General features: G+C 72.9%; 17 protein-coding genes. 4 read left to right on the plus strand and 13 right to left on the minus strand.

Annotated elements, in window-relative coordinates:
- Nucleotides 1-4: 4 nt before the first annotated feature.
- From kdpB to ACZ50K_RS11265, 4 genes are read right to left on the minus strand one after another with little or no spacing between them, the layout of a single operon-like run.
- A complete protein-coding gene (gene kdpB / locus ACZ50K_RS11250) occupies nt 5-2110 on the minus strand; it encodes a potassium-transporting ATPase subunit KdpB (protein ID WP_468900635.1) in 2106 nt (701 codons plus the stop codon).
- Entirely contained in the window at nt 2107-3771 is a 1665-nt protein-coding gene (kdpA, locus tag ACZ50K_RS11255; RefSeq protein ID WP_468900636.1) for a potassium-transporting ATPase subunit KdpA, read from the minus strand. The genes kdpB and kdpA overlap by 4 nt, the downstream gene beginning before the upstream one ends.
- Before the next feature lie 8 nt (nt 3772-3779).
- Nucleotides 3780-3869, minus strand: coding sequence for a K(+)-transporting ATPase subunit F (kdpF, locus tag ACZ50K_RS11260; RefSeq protein WP_042817481.1), 90 nt, complete (start codon nt 3867-3869; stop codon nt 3780-3782).
- On the minus strand, nt 3866-4063 hold the full coding sequence (locus ACZ50K_RS11265; RefSeq protein ID WP_468900639.1) for a hypothetical protein: 198 nt from the start codon (nt 4061-4063) through the stop codon (nt 3866-3868). Before ACZ50K_RS11265 ends, kdpF begins: the two co-directional genes overlap by 4 nt.
- A 202-nt stretch (nt 4064-4265) precedes the next feature.
- Here ACZ50K_RS11265 and ACZ50K_RS11270 point away from each other — a divergent pair, with 202 nt between their 5' ends.
- The 3 genes from ACZ50K_RS11270 to ACZ50K_RS11280 all read left to right on the plus strand — a co-directional run bounded on the left by ACZ50K_RS11270 (nt 4266) and on the right by ACZ50K_RS11280 (nt 6745).
- A complete protein-coding gene (locus ACZ50K_RS11270; protein WP_468900642.1) occupies nt 4266-5501 on the plus strand; it encodes an MAB_1171c family putative transporter in 1236 nt (411 codons plus the stop codon).
- Between the two features lie 255 nt (nt 5502-5756).
- The gene (locus ACZ50K_RS11275) at nt 5757-6197 is read left to right on the plus strand and encodes a helix-turn-helix domain-containing protein (protein WP_468900645.1); all 441 of its coding nucleotides are present in this window, start codon (nt 5757-5759) and stop codon (nt 6195-6197) included.
- On the plus strand, nt 6194-6745 hold the full coding sequence (locus ACZ50K_RS11280) for a toxin (protein WP_468900646.1): 552 nt from the start codon (nt 6194-6196) through the stop codon (nt 6743-6745). Before ACZ50K_RS11275 ends, ACZ50K_RS11280 begins: the two co-directional genes overlap by 4 nt.
- Before the next feature lie 33 nt (nt 6746-6778).
- Here the strand turns inward: ACZ50K_RS11280 and ACZ50K_RS11285 are convergent, their stop codons facing one another.
- From ACZ50K_RS11285 to ACZ50K_RS11320, 8 genes are all read right to left on the minus strand, one after another.
- Nucleotides 6779-7465, minus strand: a complete 687-nt coding sequence (locus ACZ50K_RS11285) for a DUF5825 family protein (RefSeq protein ID WP_468900649.1) — start codon at nt 7463-7465, stop codon at nt 6779-6781.
- Nucleotides 7446-9404, minus strand: a complete 1959-nt coding sequence (locus tag ACZ50K_RS11290) for a RiPP maturation radical SAM C-methyltransferase (protein ID WP_468900651.1) — start codon at nt 9402-9404, stop codon at nt 7446-7448. The genes ACZ50K_RS11285 and ACZ50K_RS11290 overlap by 20 nt, the downstream gene beginning before the upstream one ends.
- 222 nt (nt 9405-9626) lie before the next feature.
- Nucleotides 9627-11087: an MFS transporter gene (locus ACZ50K_RS11295; RefSeq protein WP_468900654.1), complete on the minus strand. Its 1461-nt coding sequence runs from the start codon at nt 11085-11087 to the stop codon at nt 9627-9629.
- The gene (locus ACZ50K_RS11300; protein ID WP_468900657.1) at nt 11084-12244 is read right to left on the minus strand and encodes an AMP-binding protein; all 1161 of its coding nucleotides are present in this window, start codon (nt 12242-12244) and stop codon (nt 11084-11086) included. The genes ACZ50K_RS11295 and ACZ50K_RS11300 overlap by 4 nt, the downstream gene beginning before the upstream one ends.
- Nucleotides 12241-13251 (minus strand): ATP-grasp domain-containing protein, encoded by a 1011-nt coding sequence (locus ACZ50K_RS11305; RefSeq protein ID WP_468900658.1) that lies wholly within the window; start codon nt 13249-13251, stop codon nt 12241-12243. The genes ACZ50K_RS11300 and ACZ50K_RS11305 overlap by 4 nt, the downstream gene beginning before the upstream one ends.
- The gene (locus tag ACZ50K_RS11310; RefSeq protein WP_468900660.1) at nt 13244-14023 is read right to left on the minus strand and encodes an alpha/beta fold hydrolase; all 780 of its coding nucleotides are present in this window, start codon (nt 14021-14023) and stop codon (nt 13244-13246) included. The genes ACZ50K_RS11305 and ACZ50K_RS11310 overlap by 8 nt, the downstream gene beginning before the upstream one ends.
- The gene (locus ACZ50K_RS11315) at nt 14020-15504 is read right to left on the minus strand and encodes a class I adenylate-forming enzyme family protein (protein WP_468900663.1); all 1485 of its coding nucleotides are present in this window, start codon (nt 15502-15504) and stop codon (nt 14020-14022) included. The genes ACZ50K_RS11310 and ACZ50K_RS11315 overlap by 4 nt, the downstream gene beginning before the upstream one ends.
- Nucleotides 15501-16196 (minus strand): class I SAM-dependent methyltransferase, encoded by a 696-nt coding sequence (locus tag ACZ50K_RS11320; protein ID WP_468900666.1) that lies wholly within the window; start codon nt 16194-16196, stop codon nt 15501-15503. The genes ACZ50K_RS11315 and ACZ50K_RS11320 overlap by 4 nt, the downstream gene beginning before the upstream one ends.
- A gap of 178 nt (nt 16197-16374) precedes the next feature.
- On the opposite strand from ACZ50K_RS11320, the gene ACZ50K_RS11325 reads away from it, so the two are divergent.
- Nucleotides 16375-17502, plus strand: coding sequence for an enoyl-CoA hydratase/isomerase family protein (locus tag ACZ50K_RS11325; protein ID WP_468900667.1), 1128 nt, complete (start codon nt 16375-16377; stop codon nt 17500-17502).
- Between the two features lie 49 nt (nt 17503-17551).
- Here ACZ50K_RS11325 and ACZ50K_RS11330 read toward each other — a convergent pair whose 3' ends face one another.
- Nucleotides 17552-19816: an ATP-binding cassette domain-containing protein gene (locus ACZ50K_RS11330; RefSeq protein WP_468900669.1), complete on the minus strand. Its 2265-nt coding sequence runs from the start codon at nt 19814-19816 to the stop codon at nt 17552-17554.
- Nucleotides 19817-19882 lie beyond the last annotated feature (66 nt).

Here is a 19882-nt window from a genome sequence, read left to right on the forward strand (position 1 = left end):
CGTCTCAGCCGATTCCGGGGATGAGGGTGATGAGCAGGTCGATGAGCTTGATCCCGATGAACGGGGCGATGAGGCCGCCGAGTCCGTAGAGCCCGAGGTTGCGGCGGAGCATCCGGTCGGCGCTGGTGGGCCGGTAGCTGACGCCCTTCAGGGCGAGCGGGACGAGCGCGATGATGATGAGGGCGTTGAAGATCACGGCGGAGAGGATCGCGGACTCGGGGGAGTGCAGGCCCATGATGTTGAGCTTGTCCAGGCCCGGGTAGACCACGGCGAACATGGCCGGGATGATCGCGAAGTACTTCGCCACGTCGTTGGCGATGGAGAAGGTGGTCAGGGCGCCCCGGGTGATCAGGAGCTGCTTGCCGATCTCCACGATCTCGATGAGCTTGGTGGGGTTGGAGTCCAGGTCCACCATGTTCCCGGCCTCCTTGGCGGCCGAGGTGCCGGTGTTCATCGCCACGCCGACGTCGGCCTGGGCGAGGGCGGGGGCGTCGTTGGTGCCGTCGCCGGTCATCGCGACCAGCTTTCCGCCGGCCTGCTCCCGCTTGATGAGGGCCATCTTGTCCTCGGGGGTGGCCTCGGCGAGGAAGTCGTCGACCCCGGCCTCCTCGGCGATGGCCTTGGCGGTGAGCGGGTTGTCACCGGTGATCATGACGGTCCTGATGCCCATCCGGCGCAGTTCCTCGAACCGCTCGCGCATGCCCTCCTTGACCACGTCCTTGAGGTGGATGACGCCCAGCACCCGGGCGCCCCGCCCGTCGTGGACGGCGACCAGCAGCGGGGTGCCGCCGGCGGCCGAGATCCGGTCGGCGAGCTCCCCGGCCTCGTCCGGGACCCGGCCGCCCTGCTCCTTGACCCAGGCGATCACCGACCCGGCCGCGCCCTTGCGGGTCCGGCGGCCGTCCGCGTCCACCCCCGACATCCGGGTCTGCGCGGTGAACGCGATCCATTCGGCGCCCGCGAGTTCCCCCTGGTGGCGTTCGCGCAGCCCGTACTTCTCCTTGGCGAGGACCACGATGGAGCGGCCCTCGGGGGTCTCGTCGGCCAGCGAGGACAGCTGGGCGGCGTCGGCGAGCTCGGCCGCGGTGGTGCCCTTGACGGGCACGAACTCCGAGGCCTGCCGGTTGCCCAGGGTGATGGTGCCGGTCTTGTCGAGCAGCAGCGTCGACACGTCGCCGGCGGCCTCCACCGCACGGCCCGACATGGCCAGGACGTTCCGCTGGACCAGCCGGTCCATGCCCGCGATGCCGATCGCGGAGAGCAGCGCCCCGATGGTGGTCGGGATCAGGCAGACCAGCAGCGCCGCCAGCACGATCATGGACTGTTCGGCGCCCGCGTAGATCGCGAACGGCTGGAGGGTGACCACGGCGAGCAGGAAGACGATGGTGAGGGACGCGAGGAGGATGTTCAGCGCGATCTCGTTGGGCGTCTTCTGCCGGGCCGCACCCTCGACCAGGGCGATCATCCGGTCGATGAAGGTCTCGCCCGGCTTCGTCGTGATCTTGATGACGATCCGGTCGGAGAGCACCTTGGTGCCGCCGGTGACGGCGCTCCGGTCGCCGCCGGACTCCCGGATGACCGGGGCCGACTCGCCGGTGATCGCGGACTCGTCGACCGAGGCGACGCCCTCGACGACATCGCCGTCACCGGGGATGACGTCCCCGGCCTCGCAGACCACCAGGTCGCCGATCCTCAGCTCGGTGCCCGGCACCTGCTCCTCGGCCCCGCCGTCCGCGGTGAGACGGCGGGCGACGGAGTCGGTCTTGGCCTTGCGCAGGGTGTCGGCCTGGGCCTTGCCGCGGCCCTCGGCCACGGCCTCGGCCAGGTTGGCGAAGATCGTGGTCAGCCACAGCCAGCCGGTGATCGCCCAGCCGAACCAGTCGGTGGGGTCCATGGCCGCCAGCACGGTCGTCACGACCGAGCCGATCAGCACCACGAACATCACCGGGGACTTGACCATGGTCCGGGGGTCGAGCTTGCGGAGCGCGTCGGGGAAGGACCTCAGCAGTGCCCCGGGGTCGAACAGGCCCCCGCCGACGCGGCCGGCCGGCGGCTTGTGACCGGTGGGGACGTCCTCGTGCGGGGCACGGGTCGGTGTGGCGGTGCTCATGATGCGAGCCCTTCGGCGAGCGGTCCCAGCGCGAGGGCGGGGAAGTAGGTCAGACCGGTGACGATGAGGATCGTGCCGACGAGGAGCCCGGCGTAGAGGGGCTTGTCGGTACGGAGGGTGCCCGCCGTCTCGGGGACGGGCTTCTGCTCGGCCAGCGAACCGGCCAGGGCCAGGACGAACACCATGGGCAGGAAGCGGCCCAGCAGCATGGCGATGCCGATGGTCGAGTTGAACCACTGGGTGTCGGCGTTCAGGCCCGCGAACGCGGAGCCGTTGTTGTTGGCGCCCGAGGTGTAGGCGTAGAGGATCTCGGAGAAGCCGTGCGCACCGGAGTTGGTCATCGAGTTGCCCGGGGTGGGCAGGGCCATCGCGACGGCGGTGAAGCCCAGGACCAGGGCCGGGGTGACGAGGATGTAGCAGGCCGCGAACTTGATCTGGCGGGTGCCGATCTTCTTCCCCAGGTACTCGGGGGTGCGCCCGACCATCAGGCCGGCGATGAACACCGCGATGACCGCCATGATCAGCATGCCGTAGAGGCCGGAGCCGACACCGCCGGGCGCGATCTCGCCCAGCTGCATGCCCAGCAGCTGGATGCCGCCGCCCAGCCCGGTGTAGGAGGAGTGGAAGGAGTTGACCGCGCCGGTCGAGGTGAGGGTGGTGGCCACGGAGAAGATCGAGGAGGCCGCGATCCCGAAGCGGGTCTCCTTGCCCTCCATCGCGCCGCCGGAGACCTCGAAGACCGGGCCGTGGTGGGCGAACTCGGTCCACATCATCAGCGCGGTGAAACCGATCCAGATGGTGGCCATCGTCGCGAGGATCGCGTAGCCCTGGCGCAGGTTACCGACCATCCGGCCGAAGGTGCGGGTCAGCGCGAACGGGATGAGGAGGATCAGGAAGACCTCGAAGAGGTTGGAGAACGGGGTGGGGTTCTCGAAGGGGTGGGCGGAGTTGGCGTTGAAGTAGCCGCCGCCGTTCGTCCCGAGCTCCTTGATGACCTCCTGGGAGGCCACCGCCCCGCCGTTCCACTGCTGGGTCCCGCCCAGGAACTGGCCGACCTCGTGGATCCCGGCGAAGTTCTGGATCGCACCGCAGGCGACCAGGACGAGGGCGCCGACCACGGACAGGGGCAGCAGGATGCGGACGGTGCCGCGGACCAGGTCGGCCCAGAAGTTGCCGAGCTCACCGGTGCGGGAGCGCGCGAAGCCCCGTACGAGGGCCACGGCGACGGCCATGCCGACCGCGGCGGACACGAAGTTCTGCACCGCCAGCCCGCCGGTCTGCACCACGTGGCCCATGGCCTGCTCGCCGTAGTACGACTGCCAGTTGGTGTTCGCCACGAACGAGGCGGCGGTGTTGAAGGCCTGGTCCGGGTCGATCGAGGCGAACCCGAGCGAGCCGGGCAGGATCCCCTGCACCCGCTGCATCAGGTACAGGAAGAGCACGCCGACCGCGGAGAAGGCGAGGACGGCACGCAGATAGGCGGGCCAGCGCATCTGGGCGGACGGGTTGGCGCCGATCGCCCTGTAGATCCACTTCTCCGGCCGGTAGTGCTTCTCGGAGGAGTAGACGCGGGCCATGTGGTCGCCCAGCGGGCGGTAGGCCAGCGCGAGCGCGCCGATCAGCGCGAGCAGCTGGAGCACACCAGCGGTTTCGGGGCTCATATCAGTGCTCAGAACCTCTCCGGGTACACAAGGGCGAGGACGAGGTATCCGAGGAGGGAGACGGCCACGACGAGGCCGACGATGTTCTCGACAGTCACAGCTTGGTCACCCCCCGGGCGACGAGAGCCACCAGCGCGAACACCGCGACCGTGGTGACGACGAAGGCCAGATCGGCCATCGCGAGCTCCTGAGTGAAGTGGGACGAAATGAAATCGGCCAGGTGGCCGATGTCGAGATAACCCCCTCCCCGACCCGGTGTTAAGCCGCCTTGACGGGGTCCATACGGGGCCACCGGATCTCTTGACGCCGCCCATACGGACCGGCCCCCTCCGCCCCCGCCCAGGGGTCCCGGCGGACCGCCGGGTACCGTTCCCGCATGGACGATTCCGCGAGGAGCGCCGACGCCGCCGCCCGGAGCCCGGGCGCCGGCTGATCCGCCGGACCGACAGACCGTCCCGCCGCCCGCCGGCGGGGCACCCGCAGGAAATCAGGACGTGCTCACCACCAGAACCATCTGCTTCGTCGTCGCGGCGCTCGCCTCGTACGCGGCCCTCGCCTACCGCCTCTACCAGGGGCGGCACAGCTGGCGGGACAGCGCCTACCGCACGCTGATCACCACGCTCGCCTTCCAGTGCCTCACCTTCACCATGGGCGCGGTCGCGATGGAGGGCTGCCGTTTCCTCGGCGTCCACAACCTCGCCATCCTGGCCATGCACCTGGCCGCGGTGGCCTTCTGCATCAGCGCGCAGATCATCCTGCTGCACTGGGCGGCCGACGGGGCGGAGGCGGCCCGCCGCACCCGGTTCTGGGTGCTGACCGGCATCGCCCTGGAACTGCTGCTGACGGTCCTGTTCTTCATGGCCGACGGCACCGGGCGGGACCCGCTGGACTTCGACGGCAGCGGTGACCCGCCGCTGCTGCTCTACCTGCTGGCCTTCAACGGCTTCCAGGCGGTCCCGTGCGTCACGATCTTCCGGCAGTGCGGGCCCTACGCCCGGATGACGGACAACGCCGCGATGCGGGAGGCGCTGCGGATGCTGTCGGTGGCCGCCGCGATCCTGCTGCTCTACGGCATGGTCCGCACCGCCCACATCCTGGTGATCGCCTCCGGCCGGGACCCGCTGCTGTGGCTGGAGGCCGGCGCCTCGGTCCTCAACACGCTGGGCATCGTCGCCGTGTCGCTCAGCCTGACCATGTCCTCCTGGCGGCCCTCGGCCGGCGGGCTGCTGGACTGGGCGCGCACCTATCGGGCGTACCGGACCCTCCACCCGCTCTGGCGGGACCTCTGCGAGGCCTGTCCGGACATCGTCCTGGAACCCCCGGGGACCTCGGTCCGCGATCTGGACTACCGGCTGCACCGCCGGGTGGTGGAGATCAGGGACGGATGGCGGGAACTGCGCCCGTACATCGAGCGGGGCGAGCCGGGCGGCGGGTCCGGCGGCGAGTCCGCCGGCGAGTCCGGTGGTGGCGGACCTGACGGATCCGGTGGATCCGCGGGAACCGCCGTCAGGGCGCGGACCGGCACCGATCCGGCCGCGGAGACCCGGCAGGCGTTCGCCGAGGCGGCCCGGATCAGGCGGGCGCTGCTGGCGAAACGGGCCGGTGCCGTCCCCCGGGACGACGAGGATCCGGGCGATTTCGAGGACCGTGACACGGACAACTTCACGGCGGAAGTCGACTGGCTCACAAAAGTGGCCGCCGCCTACAGTAAGCTCGGGACCGCGAGTTGAGAGCTCCCGCCCGGTTTGCATCCCCCGTCAAACCGGGCGGGTTTTTTTCGCCTCACCCGCGTTCCCGAGCTTCCCCCGTTGCCCCCCTGCTGCCGCCGGCAGCTCACTTGGCGACCCCCGTACATCAAGTTAGCTGGCAGCTATCGGCGAGACAGAAGATTGGCCGAGATTCGCTCGAATGTCAACTGGCCGCTACTTCTGGAAACTATCCATAGCCAAGAGCTATTCTGAGAGGCTACGGGAGGGAGCTACACCATGACCGATTCCGACGACCGGCCCCTGCTCGCCGTTCGCCTGGACGACCTGTTCAAGACGGTCCGCCCCAAGGGCAGGCACTGGACCAACGCCGAAGTGGCCGAGGAGCTCAAGCGGGCCAGCCCCGACCTCAAGGTCGGCGGCGTCTACCTTTCGCAGCTCCGGACCGGGAAGCGCTCCAATCCCTCACCGGACCTGCTCGCCGCCCTGGCCAGGTTCTTCGGCGTCTCGGTGGCCTACTTCTTCGACGAGAAGGTCGCCGAGTCCGTCCTCAGCCAGGTCGCCGCCATCGAGGCGCTCCGGCAGTCCGGGGTGCGGGCCGTGGCCATGCGGGCGGCCGGGATGAAGAAGGAGAACCTCCAGGCCATCACGGCCATCATGGACCAGTACCGGCAGCTCCAGGGCCTGCCACCGGTCACCGACGGATCGGATCCGGAATGAGGGTTCCGTGGCGGGGCCGGTCCGAGGGGCAGGACCGCCGCAGCCGGCTCAAGGAGCTCCGCCGGGCCGGCGCCCGGCGGATCGCCGAGTTGGACCTCCCCCGGACCACCGGGGTGGCGGAGCTCTGCCACCACCTCGGTGGGGTCCGGGGCCGGCCGATCGCCCTGGTCCCGATGCCGATGCCGGCCTCGCACCCGTGCGGCATGTGGGTCGCCGCCCGCGACGAGGACCTGATCTTCTACGACGCCCAGACCACCGTCGCCCACCAGGAGCACATCGTCCTGCACGAGCTCGGGCACATCATCTGCCGGCACCGCGGCGCCGGCGGCCTCGACGAGGCCGCCTCCCGGCTGCTCTTCCCCGACCTCGACCCCGTCCTGGTACGCGACATGCTGCTCCGCGCCACCTACGACGACGTGCAGGAACAGGAGGCCGAGATCATCGCCTACCTGCTCGCCCAGCACCTGGCCGGAGCCGCCCAGGACACCCCCGGCCGCGACCCGGACCAGCGAGCCGTCCTCAGCCGCATCGAACGCACCCTCCTCTGACCCGCCCCGACCCGCCGCGCGAGCGGCGGCGGCTCAGAGGACGAAGGAGCCGAAGGGCCAGCGGTGGATGCGGAGGGGGAGCCAGCAGAGGTGGCCGGCGTGTTCGGCGGTGAGGCGGGCCCCGGCCAGTTCGTGGCGGACCCCGGCGGGTACCCGGGCGGCCGGGAGGCCCTCCTGGAGGGCCGTGATCGCCGCCAGGAACTCCGGCTCCTCGATGGTGAACAGCTCCAGCGGCCCGAACCGCCGGTCCCGGACCTCCACGAACCCCGGCCCGCGCCGGTAGACGCACTTCCCGGGGAAGTAGCCCTCACGCCACTCGCGGAGGGTCCGCTCCGGGGCGCCCTCGATCCGTACCGGCGGATGCAGATGGGACAGCGCGCCCTCGGCGGCGCAGCCGTCCGTACAGCGCGCGGTCCACTCCACGGCCATCCCGAGGCTGGTCAGCTCGCGCACCAGCGGCAGCATCCGGGCCGCCTCCCGGCAGCCCGCGGACTCCCCGTCCGGGCAGACCGTGACCGGGTGGGGGAGCCGGACGCAGCGGGCGCCCGCCGTGTGCAGCCGCTCCGCCGCGCGCCGCGCACCGCCCGGCTCCGGGTCGAGGGCCAGCGGGCCCAGGGCCATGCCGGGCAGCTTCCGGGCGGCCGGGTCGTAGTCCCGCCAGGCCTCCACGGTGGGTGCGGGCCGGGTGCGGGGCGGGAGTTCAGCCGACGGGGACAGCATGACGGACCTCCGGAGCGGACTCGGTCGCGGACTCGGTCGCGGACGCGGTCTCGGTGAGGGGCTGGTGGCGGTGTTCCACCCGGAACAGGACCTGGTTGTCGGCCTCCACGGCCACCTGGAGATAGCTGCCGTCCTCCTGGAACACCAGGCCCAGCCCGGCCCAGGCCGCGAGCACCCCGTGCACCTCGTCCTCCGCCAGCCCGGTCCGGGCGACCAGGGTGGGCACGGTGCGGGGCTGGTCGAGCAGCCGGAACAGGGCGAGTTCGGCCGGCGCGGTCAGCTCGTGCACCGTCCAGTCGTAGGCGGCCCGGCGGCTGACCAGCACGATCCGGTCGCCGAGGTCCTGGTGGCTGAGCCGGCTCGCCGGGTACCGCTCGCGCCAGGTGTCGACGGCCTCGGTGAGCCGCCCGCCCAGGGTGTCGTCGATCCCGCGCGGCGGGGCCGAGAACAGATAGGCGAGGTCGGTGAGTTCGGCCTCGGGAAGGCGGTAGATCTGCTGGTACTGGGCGGCCGGTCGGAGTTCGGCGAAGCCCAGCGCGGGCTGGTTGAAGTAGGGGCTGAAGCGCTCGATGGCGATCCGGGCGGCCCCGGCCGGCGGCTCCAGATGGTGCAGGGCCGGGATCTGCCGGATCACCGACTCGTAGTCGGCCGCCGATTCGCCGGGGAAGCCGTACAGGTAGTTCCAGCAGGCGCTGACCCCGGCGCTCTGCGCGTCGCGCAGCGCCCGGACGTTCTGGCAGCCGGTCACCCCCTTGTCCATCAGCTTGAGCACCTTGCTGCTCAGGCTCTCGATGCCGGGCTGCACCATCACCGCGCCCGCGTCCCCCAGCATCCGGAACTGGTGCCTGCGCAGGTTGGACTTGACCTCGAAGTGCAGCCGGATGTCGTGCTCGGCCTCCGCCAGCCGGCGCAGCACCGTGTCGAAGTAGCCCATGTCCAGGATGTTGTCGACCACGACGAAGTCCAGCACCCGGTACTTCTCCGCCAGTGAGAGGACCTCGTCGTGGAAGCGGTCCGGGCTCTTGCTGCGGAACTCCATGAAGGAGCCGTTCAGCCCGCAGAAGGTGCAGTGGTGCTTCTCCCCCCACCAGCAGCCCCGGGAGCCCTCCACCAGCAGTTTCGGCTGCACCCAGGGGGCGGCCGCCGAGCTGTCGAGCCGTTCGAAGAAGCCCTGGTACTCGGGGGCGAGGATCTGCCCGGGCGGCAGCGGGCGGCGGGACATCGGGTTGGCGCGGGAGGTGCCGTCGGCGTCCCGCCAGCACAGGCCCTCGATCGCCCGCACCCCGTCCGTCCCGGCCGCGGTGACGGCCGCGGTGACGGCCTCCGGGGCGGCGGTGAGGGCGTCCAGCAGTGCGGGGAAGGCGGCCTCGCCCTCGCCGCGGACCACGAAGTCCAGGAACGGGAAGGCCCGGTGCAGGGCGGCGCCCATCTCGCCGTCGCAGTTGGCGCCGCCGAAGACGATCCGGGTGCGCGGGCTGAGCTCCTTCAGCAGCCGGGCGGTGGCCAGGCTGGCGGTGTTCTGCTGGAAGGTGGTGGTGAACCCGACCACGTCCGGCCGTTCCGCGGCGAGCTCGGCGGCCAGCAGCGACACGAACCCGGGCACCAGCCGGTGCAGGGCCGCCGTCATGGCGATCTCCTCCTCGCCGGTGCCGTGCGCCGCCAGGAAGGCGGAGAAGGCCCCGACGTCCCCGGCGGCGCCGTTGAGGGCACTGGAGAACACCCAGTCGCCCGCGCCCTGGAAGTAGGAGGAGGTGGAGTAGTAGTCGTAGTCGGAGAGACCGAACGGGGTCCGCTCGACCACCCAGTCGACGAAGTCCAGGTTGGCGTGCCGGACCAGGACCTGGTGGCCGCGGGCCTCGGCGGCGGTGCGCAGGATCCCCAGCGCGAGCGAGGGGACCTCCACCGACCCCCACGGCATGTTCACGAGCAGGATCTTCATCGCCTGCGGCCTCTCCTGTGCGGTGGTCGGGTGGGCATGGTGGTCGGGTGGACTCGGTGTTCGGGTGGTGCGGTTGCCGTGCCGGGGCCCGCACCGGGCCCCGGCACCGCGTGTGGTGACGGTGGGGCGGGGGTCAGCGCTTGGAGGCCGACGCCCACACCATCCAGCGGCCGCTCTCGGCCTTCTTGCCCTCGCTCTGCACGGTGCGCTTCTTCATGGAGATCACCCCCTCTCCGGTCGTCCGGTACGGATGGGAACCCGGGGTCCGGTCCGGGCGGCCAGCAGGGCCGCACCCGAGACACAGGCCGCGGTGGTCAGGAGGACCAGCACCGGCCGGACCGAGCCGGCCGAGGGTGTGGTCCGCAGGAGGGGTCCGACGACGGCGGCGCCCGCCGTCGCACCGACCTGGAGGGCGGTGCCCAGCACCCCGGAGGCGGCGCCGCCCAGCCGGGCGGGCACCTCCTTGAGCGCGGTGGCCACCAGCGGGGTCATCAGGAAGGCGTTGCCCACCCCGATCAGGCACATCGGCAGCAGGAACTCAGGCCAGCGGGCCGCCGGCCGCATCAGCGCGGCCACCCAGAGCCCGCCGGCCGCGGTCGCACCGAGCCCGCCGAGCACCAGCAGCCTTCCCTCGACCCGGCCGGCCAGCCGGCCCGCCAGTGGGTTGAGGGCCATGGAGCAGACCGAGGCCGGGACCAGCACCAGCCCGGTCAGCAGGGCGCCGTACCCGGCGGCCGACTGGAAGTACACCGACAGCAGCAGCACCAGCGCGGTCACCGTGCCCGCCACCACCACCGCGCAGGCCGTCATCCGGGCGAAGCCCCGGTCGGCGAACAGCGCGAACGGCACCAGCGGGGAGCGGTCCTGACGGGCCCGCTGCTGGAGGAGGAACACCACCCCCAGCCCGGCCCCGGCCACCAGCAGGGTCCGGACCCTCCCGTCCCACTGCCGGTCGGCGAGCCGGCCGGCCGCCAGTGCCAGGCAGAGCAGGGCCGCGCCGGCGAGCAGGACGCCCGCCAGGTCGAGCCGGTCCCGGAACCGGACCCCCGCCCCCGCCCCGGCACCCGGCACCGGCTCCGGCGGGTGGGCGGGCAGGGCCCGCCGGGCCAGCAGCAGCACCGCCAGCCCGACCGGCAGGTTCACCAGGAACACCCAGCGCCAGCCGAACGAGCCCGCCAGCAGCCCGCCCACCACCGGCGCGGCCACCGCGGCGAGCCCGCCGGCCGCGCCCCGCACCCCGAAGGCCGCCCCCCGGCGGTCCACGGGGAAGTGGCTGACCAGCATCGCCATGGTCTGCGGGGCGAACAGGGCCGCGCCCAGCCCCTGCACCACCCGGGCCGCGATCAGCTGCCCCGGGGTCTGTGCCGCCGCGCAGGCCGCGCCGGCCAGGGTGAACACGGTCATCCCGGTCAGGAACACCCGGCGGTGGCCGAACAGGTCGCCCAGCCGCCCGCCGGTGATCAGCGCCACCGCCAGGGCCAGCAGGTACCCGCCGAGCACCCACCCGGCCTGGCCCATGGTCGCGCCGAGCTCCTCCCGGATCGCCGGGACCGCGACGGTGACCACCAGCGCGTCCAGCTGCGCCAGGAAGAACGCCACCGAGGACACCGCCAGCACCGCCCGCGGCCCGCCCCCCAGGGGGCCCGCCACCCCCGGCCCGGTCGCCGCCCGGACCCGGCTCACGACGGCCCCCGCCAGAGCACCGGCGCCACCTTGCCGGTCCGCTCGATCCGGGCCAGCCGGTCCACCCGTACGGTGTCCAGCGCGTCCGGATGGTGCACCACCACGCTGTAGAGCCGGGCCGAGCCCGCCAGCAGACCCCGGCGCACCTCCGCCGGATCAGCGTCCCCGGTGTAGTGCACGGCCATCCGCGGGACCCCGTGCCAGAACTCCTCCTCGCGGACCAGCTCCAGCTGCGCCTCCCACACCCCCGGCAGCGAGACGGCCAGTTCCAGCAGTTCCCCGGAGGCCAGCAGGCTGCCCTGGAGCTTGAACGCGTCGTCGGCGCGGCCGAGCACCCGCAGTCCGTCCGGGCGCCCGCACCGGCAGTCGGCCGACCCGAGCCGGTCGCCCAGCCGGTAGCGGACCACCGGGACCGTCCAGCCGTCCCCGGTCCGGGTCAGCAGCGCGCCCGCGTCCTCGGTCTCCACCACCTGGTCCGGCATCAGGTGCAGGGTGCGCAGATCGCACTCCGGGGTGTTGGTGGCGATCACATAGGTCTCCACCGCACCGTAGTTGCCCCAGAACCCGGCCTCCGGGAAGGCGGCCCGGACGGTCTTCTCCGCGACCTCCGTCCACGGTTCCGCCATCCAGATCAGTGTGCGCACCGGCAGGGTGCGGCCCAGCGCCAGCATGCCCTCGGCGAGTTCGACCAGCCCGCTGGGGGTGCCGGCCACCGAGTCCACCCCCAGCTCGGCGAACGCGTCGAGCCAGTAGGGGAGTTCCGCGGGGTCCAGGGAGCCGCTGGGGATCACCCGGCAGCGGCTGTGCTCGGCGAGGGCCTGCAGGTAGTAGTGCGAGGCCCACATCCGGCCGGGGCTGAACATGTTGAGCAGCACCGAATCCGGTCCGAGCGGCCGCCAGTGGGCCGCCAGCCGGTCCAGCGCCTGCCCGTAGGACACGTACGTGACCTTCGGCGGGCCGGTGGTGCCGCCGCTGGACAGCACCAGCGAGCCCTCCCGGGCCGTCCGGGCCCGGGACACCGCCCGGATCTCGGCCGGCCCGGACACCGCCAGGTCCGCCAGCCCGGCCGCACCGGCGGGCACCGGTGCCCCGCCGAGCCCGGCCACCAGCCGGGCCCCCGCCAGGATCCGGACCGGGTCCGGCTCGCCGATGATCACTGTCCCGGGTCCTTCGCCGCAGAGGCCGCATGCCGTGCGTGGCCCGCCAGATAGGCGGCGAACCGGGCCTCCACCAGCTCGGCGGCGATCCGGTCGGACTCCTCGTCCAGCCCGAACCCGGCGGCCCCGTCCGGTTCCACCTCGGACAGCCAGTCCCGGTCCCCGACGGTGAGGAAGTCCACCGTGAAATAGGGGGTGGGGAGCAGTCGCGCCACATGGTCCACGGTGCTCCGCAGCCGCTCCGGAAGCTCCGTGTAGGCCCACTTCCGGGCGCCCCCGGAGGACCGGTTGACCATCCCGCAGTAGCCCTCCTTCCAGCCCTGCACCACCGCCCGGACCTCGCCCTCGACCACGTACACCCGGGTCTCGCGCGGGTTCTCCAGATACGGCTGCACCACCAGGGCGGTCTCCGAGCCGCCGGCCAGACCGATCACCCCGCGCAGGTCGTGCAGGTTGCGCACCACCGAGATGCCCAGCCCCATCGCCCAGTTGGCGGGCTTGACCAGCAGCGGGTAGTCCAGCGCGGCCAGCGCCGGATCGTAGTGTCCGGTCATGGCGTCCCGGCCGGTTCCGATCCGCACGGTGGGCACCGGCGGGACCGGGCTGCCCGCCAGGTGCAGCACGGTGGCCGCCTTGTCGGCCGCCACATAACCCCAGGACGGCGGGATCGGCAGATAGAACCCGAGCCGCTCCAGCACGGTGAACAGGTGCAGCTGGTTCGCCACGTCCTGGGTCTGGTGCGGCAGCGAGTACAGCATGGTCACGAACACGGTGTCCCGGGGGGTCACCTCCTCGCCCTTCAGGTACACCCGCGGCCGGGCCGGGTCGGTGGCGTCCACCGCCACCTCCTCCGGCTTGTGCAGGCTCAGCTCCAGCGACAGGTTCTTCGCCAGCGCCCGGTAGGTCTCCCAGACCGCTGCGTCCTCGTAGGCGCGCTGGTGGGCGCTGCCGCGCTCGGGATAGATCCAGCAGAGCCGGCGGACGGTGCCGGTGCCCCGGTCAGACATGGCTGACGCTCCTCGCGATGAAGTCGCCCACGGCGGACAGGAACTCGGCCGGCTGCTCCAGGAACGGCAGGTGCCCGCTCTCCGGCAGCACCCGCAGCTCGGCGGCCGGGAAGGCCTCCGCCAGCCAGGCGCCCACGGCCGTGGGGTACACCTGGCTGCGTGCCCCGTGCACCAGCAGCGCCGGTACGCCGATCCCGGCCGGGGTTCCCCGGTGGTCCAGGGCCGCCGCGTCCGCGAGCAGGGCCGCGCAGGCCTGCGGGGTCCAGCGCAGCGCCTCGGCGGTGAGCCGGGCCAGCAGGTCCGGGTCCGGGTCGGTGCCGGCCGCGAAGGAACCCCGCACCAGGCTGTCGGCGAACCCCGGCATGTCGCCGAGCACGGTCTGCCGCAGCTGCTCCACCCCGGCCGCGTCCAGCCCGCCGAACGCCGCGTGCTCCCAGCCGGGCCCCAGGGTGAGCCGGGGCGACTGCTCCACCGACACCAGGGCCGAGACCCGCTCGGAGCCGAACCGGTCCAGGTACTCGTACGCCACCGTGGCCCCCAGCGACCAGCCCAGCAGCACCGCGCCGCGCAGGTCCAGCCGGTCGAAGACCTCGGCCAGGTCCTGGGCCGCCCGGCGCACCGTCGGTGTGCCGCGCCTCGGCAGCTCCACCGTCACCACCCGGTGCCGGGAGGCCAGTTCGGCCGCGACCGGGGCGAAGAACGCGCCCGTGGCGGCGAGCCCGGGCACCATCACCAGCGGGGCCCCCTCGCCCCGTACGACGAACTCCGTCATCCCAACCCCTCCGTGCACCACCCGGCCGGTGACCCGGTCCGTGATCCGTCCAGTCCGAAGTGCCGTCGCAGGGACGGCCGGTCGACCTTGCCGACCTCGGTGCGCGGGACCGCGTCCACGAAGGCGACGCCGCCCTTGAGCCGGTGCCGGTCCAGCACCGCCCGTACGGCCGAGACGGCGGCGGCCCGGCCGGTGCCGAGCGGCCGGACCGCGACCAGCACCTCGTTCCCGCGCCCGGTGCCGTCCACCGGCAGGCTGACCGCCTCGGCCACCGAACCGGTCGCGGCGATCTCCTCGTCGAGCACCGGGCTGAGCACCGGGCCCGCCGGGGTGGCCAGCGCGTCGCCGAGCCGCCCCAGGATCCGGTAGCCGCCGCCCGGCTCCCGCCGGGCCACGTCCCCGGTCCAGAACTCGGGGCCGCGGAAGGTCCGCGCCTGGGCATCGGGACTGCCCCGGTAGCCCTCGCTGGTGCAGTCCGAGCGGAGCACCAGCTCGCCGGTGTCCGCCCGGTCGGTGCCGGGCAGCGGTTCGATCCGCACGCCCACCCCGGCCACCGGGACCAGGCCGGTGCCGGCCATGTCGCCCAGTGCCAGCCCGAACTCGGTCGAGCCGTAGATCTCCCGGACGGTGGTCCCGAGCGCCCGGCCGGCCCGCCGGGCCAGCTCCGGGCTCAGGAAGGCCCCGCCGCACAGCGCCCGCCGGACCCGGGAGAGGTCCGTGCCGGGCGCGGCCGCCGCGGCCGCCGCCAGTTCCCCGTAGTGCCGGGGCAGCGCGCTCAGCACCGTCGCCCGGTGGGCGGCCAGCTGCTCCAGGAGGACCGCGGGCGGGGCGGCCGGATCGGCCAGCACCACCTGGGCGCCGGACAGCAGCGCGGCGAACACGTGCAGGTCGGTGGCGTGCGCCACGTCCAGGGTGTGTCGGCAGAAGAACACGTCGGTGTCTTGGATCCCGGTGTCCGCCAGCCAGCGCCGGCGCTCCCGGACGAAACGGTCCTGCCGCCAGACGATGCCCTTGGGGAACCCGGTGGACCCGGAGGACCACAGCATCCGGAAGACCCCGCCGTCGGCGTCCCCGGCCGGTGCGGCGGCGCCCGCCCCGTTCGCCAGCCGCGCCGGGCCGACCACCGGGATCCCGCCCGCCATCGCCCCGGTCCCGTCCGCCCGGTCGGCGACCAGCAGCACCGGCCGGGCCAGCTCCAGCGCCTGCCGCACCTCCGCCGGACCGAACCCGGTCAGCAGCGGCACATAGTGCGCGCCCAGCCGGGCGGCCGCCAGGACCAGTGCCACATAGCCGATGCCGCCGCGCAGCGCGAAGGCGACGCAGTCCCCGGCCCGCACCCCCCGGGCGGCCAGACCGTCGGCGAACCGGTCGGTCAGGCCCAGGAGTTCGGCGTATCCGACGCTGTTCCCGCCGGTCTCCCGCACGGCGACGGCCGAGGGCCGCCGGTCGGCGACGGCGCGGACGGCCGTGTAGAGGCTCACGGCGCGGTCCAGGCCGCGTAGGTGGCGAACCGCCAGTCCTTGGCCAGACAGTCCACCTGCCCGAACCCGGCCTCGCGCAGCCACCCCAGCTGGCTGTCCAGGTCCGCGCAGATGTCGTACGTCATCCGCTGCCGGCCCGCCGCCCACTCCTCGGCCGGGGTGCCGGCCGCCAGCACGTGGTCCTCGTGCTGCCGGTCGTACATCTCCTCCAGCCGCTCCCCGGGCGCCAGCAGCTGCTCGACGTTGACGAACAGCCCGCCGGGGGCCAGGAGTCCGCGGATCCGGCGGAACAGGTCCCGCTTGTCCTCGTGGTCGAGGTGGTGGATGGTCAGCCCGGACACCACGGCGTCGAAGGGGCCGGCGGGCAGCTCGTCGGTCAGCTCCCCGATCAGGGTGGTGACCCGCCGGGTGCCGCGGAACCGGTCGGCGGCCAGCCCCAGCATCCCGGCCGAGTGGTCGAGGAGCACCAGTTCCGCCCCCGGTACCCGGTCCAGCACGGCCGCGCTCAGCAGCCCGGTGCCCGCGCCCAGGTCCAGGACCCGCGGCCGGGGCGTCCGGACGGTCATGGCCACGGCGGCGGCCGCGCTCCCGTACAGCAGGTCGAAGGACGGGATCAGCTGCCGGCGCAGCGCGTCGAACGTGGTGGGGTCCCAGAGTTCGGGAAGTACGGGAGTGCGCATGTGTGTCGCCATGGCCGGTCCTCCGTGCCGCTCGCTTCGCTGCCTGCCCGACCCGTCCGTCGGGTGTCCCGATCGTGCCGTGCGGGCCGGGGCGCGCAGTAGAGAAGAAAGCGCAGCCCTGCGGACGGGGTCCGGCTGGGTAGGGTCGGGGCGGAACGGACCGGTGGGACCGACGGAGGGAGCGCGGGGCATGGACGCGGCAGCGGACGGCGCGGACGGTGCGTACGGCAGGGACTCCGCGGCGGGCGCGGCGGACGGGGAGGTGCTCCTCGACCGGGTCGGGCGCACCGGCCGGATCACCCTCAACCGGCCGGCCGCCCTCAACGCGCTGACCCACGCCATGGTGCTGCGGATCGCCGGGGCCCTGGACGCCTGGGAACGGGACCCCGGCATCGCCCAGGTGCTGATCACCGGGGCGGGGGAGCGGGGGCTGTGCGCGGGCGGGGACATCCGGGCCATCCACCGGGACGCGGCGGGCGGTGGCACCGGCAGCGTCGGCTTCTGGCGGGACGAGTACCGGCTGAACGCGCGGATCGCCCGCTACCCCAAGCCGTACATCGCCCTGATGGACGGGATCGTGATGGGCGGCGGGGTCGGGGTGTCGGCCCACGGCCGGATCCGGATCGTCACCGAGCGGTCCCGGGTGGCCATGCCCGAGACCGGCATCGGGTTCGTCCCGGACGTCGGCGGCACCTTCCTGCTGTCCCGGGCCCCGGGCGGACTGGGCACCCTGCTGGCGCTCACCGGGACGCCCGTCGGACCGGCCGACGCCATCCTGTGCGGGCTGGCGGACCACTTCGTGCCCTCGGCCCGGCTGCCGGAGCTGACGGCCGCGCTGGCGGCCGGTACGGACCCGGCGGCGGCGGTGGCCCGCTGCGCCGGGCCGGCTCCCGAGGGGGTCCTGGCCGGGGCCCGGGAGTGGGTCGACCCCTGCTGCTCCGCGGACACGGTGGAGGAGATCGCCGACCGGCTGTCCGCACACGGGGACCCGGCTGCCAAGGAGGCCGCCGAGACCCTGCTGACCAGGTCCCCCTCCGCCCTGAAGATCACCCTGGCGTCGCTGCGCCGGGCCCGCTCGCTGGGCGGTCTGGAGGAGGTCCTGGAGCAGGAGTTCCGGGTGTCCTGCCGGGCGCTGACCCGGCTGCCGGACCTGGTGGAGGGCATCCGCGCGCAGGTGATCGACAAGGACCGCAGTCCGCGCTGGTCCCCGCCGGAGCTGTCGGGGGTGGACGGGGCGTTCGTGGCCGGTTTCCTCGCCCCGGGCGGGCCGGGGGAGCCGGGCGTGTTCGGCGGCGGTCCGACGCACACGCCCGGCTGACCCGCACCCGGCCCGGCGCCGGCCGGTTCCCCGGGCGGGCGCCGGCCGGTCAGCCGCCCACGTACTTCCGCAGGTGCTGCGCGGTGAGGGTGTCGGCCTCGGCGACCAGGGCGGCCGGGGTGCCCTCGAACACCACCCGCCCGCCCGAGTGGCCGCCGCCCGGGCCGATGTCGATCAGCCAGTCGGCGTGTGCCATCACCGCCTGGTGGTGCTCGATCACGATCACCGAGTTCCCGGCGTCCACCAGCCGGTCCAGCAGGGCCAGCAGCTTGTCCACGTCGGCCATGTGGAGGCCGGTGGTCGGCTCGTCCAGGATGTAGGTCGCGGACTTCTCGGCCATGCTGATGGCCAGCTTGAGGCGCTGCCGCTCGCCGCCCGACAGGGTGTTGAGCGGCTGGCCCAGCCGGAGGTAGGACAGGCCCACGTCGTTGAGCCGGCCCAGGATCGCGTGGGCCTGCCCGGTCGGGAAGAAGTCGAGCGCCTCCGCCATCGGCATGTCCAGGACCTCGCTGATGTTCTTGCCGCGCAGCAGGTAGGTCAGCACCTCCGGGGTGAACCGGCGGCCCTCGCACTCCTCGCAGACCGAGGCCACCCCGGCCATCATCGCGAGGTCGGTGTAGACCAGCCCGAGGCCGTTGCAGTGCGGGCAGGCGCCTTCCGAATTGGCGCTGAACAGGGCCGCCTTGACCCCGTTGGCCTTGGCGAAGGCGGTCCGGACCGGGCCCAGCAGACCGGTGTAGGTGGCCGGGTTGGAGCGGCGCGAACCGCGGATCGGGGACTGGTCGGCCACCACCACCCCGTCCCGGCCGGACAGGTAGCCGTGGATCAGGGAGCTCTTGCCGGAGCCCGCCACCCCGGTGACCACCGTCAGCACCCCGAGCGGGACGTCCACGCTGACGTCCTTGAGGTTGTGCAGGTCGGCGCCCTGGACGGAGAGGTGTCCGCGCGGGGTGCGGACCCGCTCGCGCAGCCGGGTCCGGTGGCCGAGGTGGCGGCCGGTGAGGGTGTCGGAGGCGTGCAGCCCGGCGAGGTCCCCCGAGTAGCAGATCCGCCCTCCGGCGGTGCCGGCGCCCGGACCCAGGTCCACCACGTGGTCGGCGATCGCGATGACCTCCGGCTTGTGCTCGACCACCAGCACCGTGTTGCCCTTGTCCCGGAGCCGCAGCAGCAGGTCGTTCATCCGCTGGATGTCGTGCGGGTGCAGGCCGGCGGTGGGCTCGTCGAAGACGTAGGTGACGTCGGTGAGCGAGGAGCCGAGGTGCCGGACCATCTTGACCCGCTGGGCCTCGCCGCCGGACAGGGTGCCGGCGGGCCGGTCCAGGCTGAGGTATCCCAGGCCGATCTCCTCCAGGGACTCCAGCAGCCCGCGCAGCCCGGCCAGCACCGGGGCCACGCCCGGGTCGGTGATCCCCCGGACGAAGTCGGCGAGGTCGGAGATCTGCATCGCCGAGCACTCGGCGATGTTCAGTCCGTCGATACGGGAGGAGAGCGCGGCCGGTCCGAGCCGGGTGCCGCCGCAGTCGGGGCAGTCGGTGAAGACCACGGCGCGGTCCACGAAGGCCCGGATGTGGGACTGCATGGACTCGCGGTCCTTGGAGAGGTAGGTCCGCTGGATCTTGGTGATCAGGCCCTCGTACGTGAAGTTGTTGGAGCCGACCTTCACCTTCACCGAGGGCTTGTGCAGGAAGTCCGCCCACTCCTGCTCGGTGAACTCCTTCAGCTTCTTGTCCGGGTCGTAGAAACCGGAGTTGGCCATGATCTGCCAGTACCAGGTGTCCACGGCGAATCCGGGCGCGGTGATCGCCCCCTCGTTCAGGGAGAGTTCACGGTCGACCAGCTGGTCCAGGGCGATGTCGGAGACCTGGCCCATGCCCTCGCAGCGCGGGCACATGCCGTCCGGGGTGTTGAAGCTGAACACGGAGGAGGTGCCCACGTGCGGGGTGCCCAGCCGGCTGAACAGGATCCGCAGCATGGTGGAGGCGTCGGTGGCGGTGCCCACGGTGGAGCGGGAGTTGGCGCCCATCCGCTCCTGGTCCACGATGATCGCGGCGCTCAGGTTGTGCAGGGCGTCCACGTCCGGCCGGCCCAGGCTCGGCATGAAGGACTGGACGAACGCCGTGTAGGTCTCGTTGATCATCCGCTGGGACTCGGCCGCGATGGTGCCGAAGACCAGCGAGGACTTTCCGGACCCGGAGACCCCGGTGAAGACGGTCAGCCGGCGCTTGGGTATGTCGACGGAGACGTCCGCGAGGTTGTTCTCGCGGGCGCCCCGGACCTGGATGACCTGGTGGCCGTCTGCGGGGTGCGTGTTCACGGAGCTCCTTCTGCGGCGGAGTTACTTTGTACGCTGTACTCTATACACAGTACAAGGTAATTCTGC

The organism is Streptomyces sp. NPDC033845 (assembly GCF_055576225.1).

Coding starts and splice junctions, on each gene's coding strand:
- kdpB (WP_468900635.1), bottom strand. CDS start 2,110: ATGAGCACCGCCACACCGACCCGTGCCCCGCACGAGGACGTCCCCACC.
- kdpA (WP_468900636.1), bottom strand. CDS start 3,771: ATGAGCCCCGAAACCGCTGGTGTGCTCCAGCTGCTCGCGCTGATCGGC.
- ACZ50K_RS11275 (WP_468900645.1), top strand. CDS start 5,757: ATGACCGATTCCGACGACCGGCCCCTGCTCGCCGTTCGCCTGGACGAC.
- ACZ50K_RS11280 (WP_468900646.1), top strand. CDS start 6,194: ATGAGGGTTCCGTGGCGGGGCCGGTCCGAGGGGCAGGACCGCCGCAGC.
- ACZ50K_RS11285 (WP_468900649.1), bottom strand. CDS start 7,465: ATGCTGTCCCCGTCGGCTGAACTCCCGCCCCGCACCCGGCCCGCACCC.
- ACZ50K_RS11290 (WP_468900651.1), bottom strand. CDS start 9,404: ATGAAGATCCTGCTCGTGAACATGCCGTGGGGGTCGGTGGAGGTCCCC.
- ACZ50K_RS11305 (WP_468900658.1), bottom strand. CDS start 13,251: ATGTCTGACCGGGGCACCGGCACCGTCCGCCGGCTCTGCTGGATCTAT.
- ACZ50K_RS11310 (WP_468900660.1), bottom strand. CDS start 14,023: ATGACGGAGTTCGTCGTACGGGGCGAGGGGGCCCCGCTGGTGATGGTG.
- ACZ50K_RS11320 (WP_468900666.1), bottom strand. CDS start 16,196: ATGGCGACACACATGCGCACTCCCGTACTTCCCGAACTCTGGGACCCC.
- ACZ50K_RS11325 (WP_468900667.1), top strand. CDS start 16,375: ATGGACGCGGCAGCGGACGGCGCGGACGGTGCGTACGGCAGGGACTCC.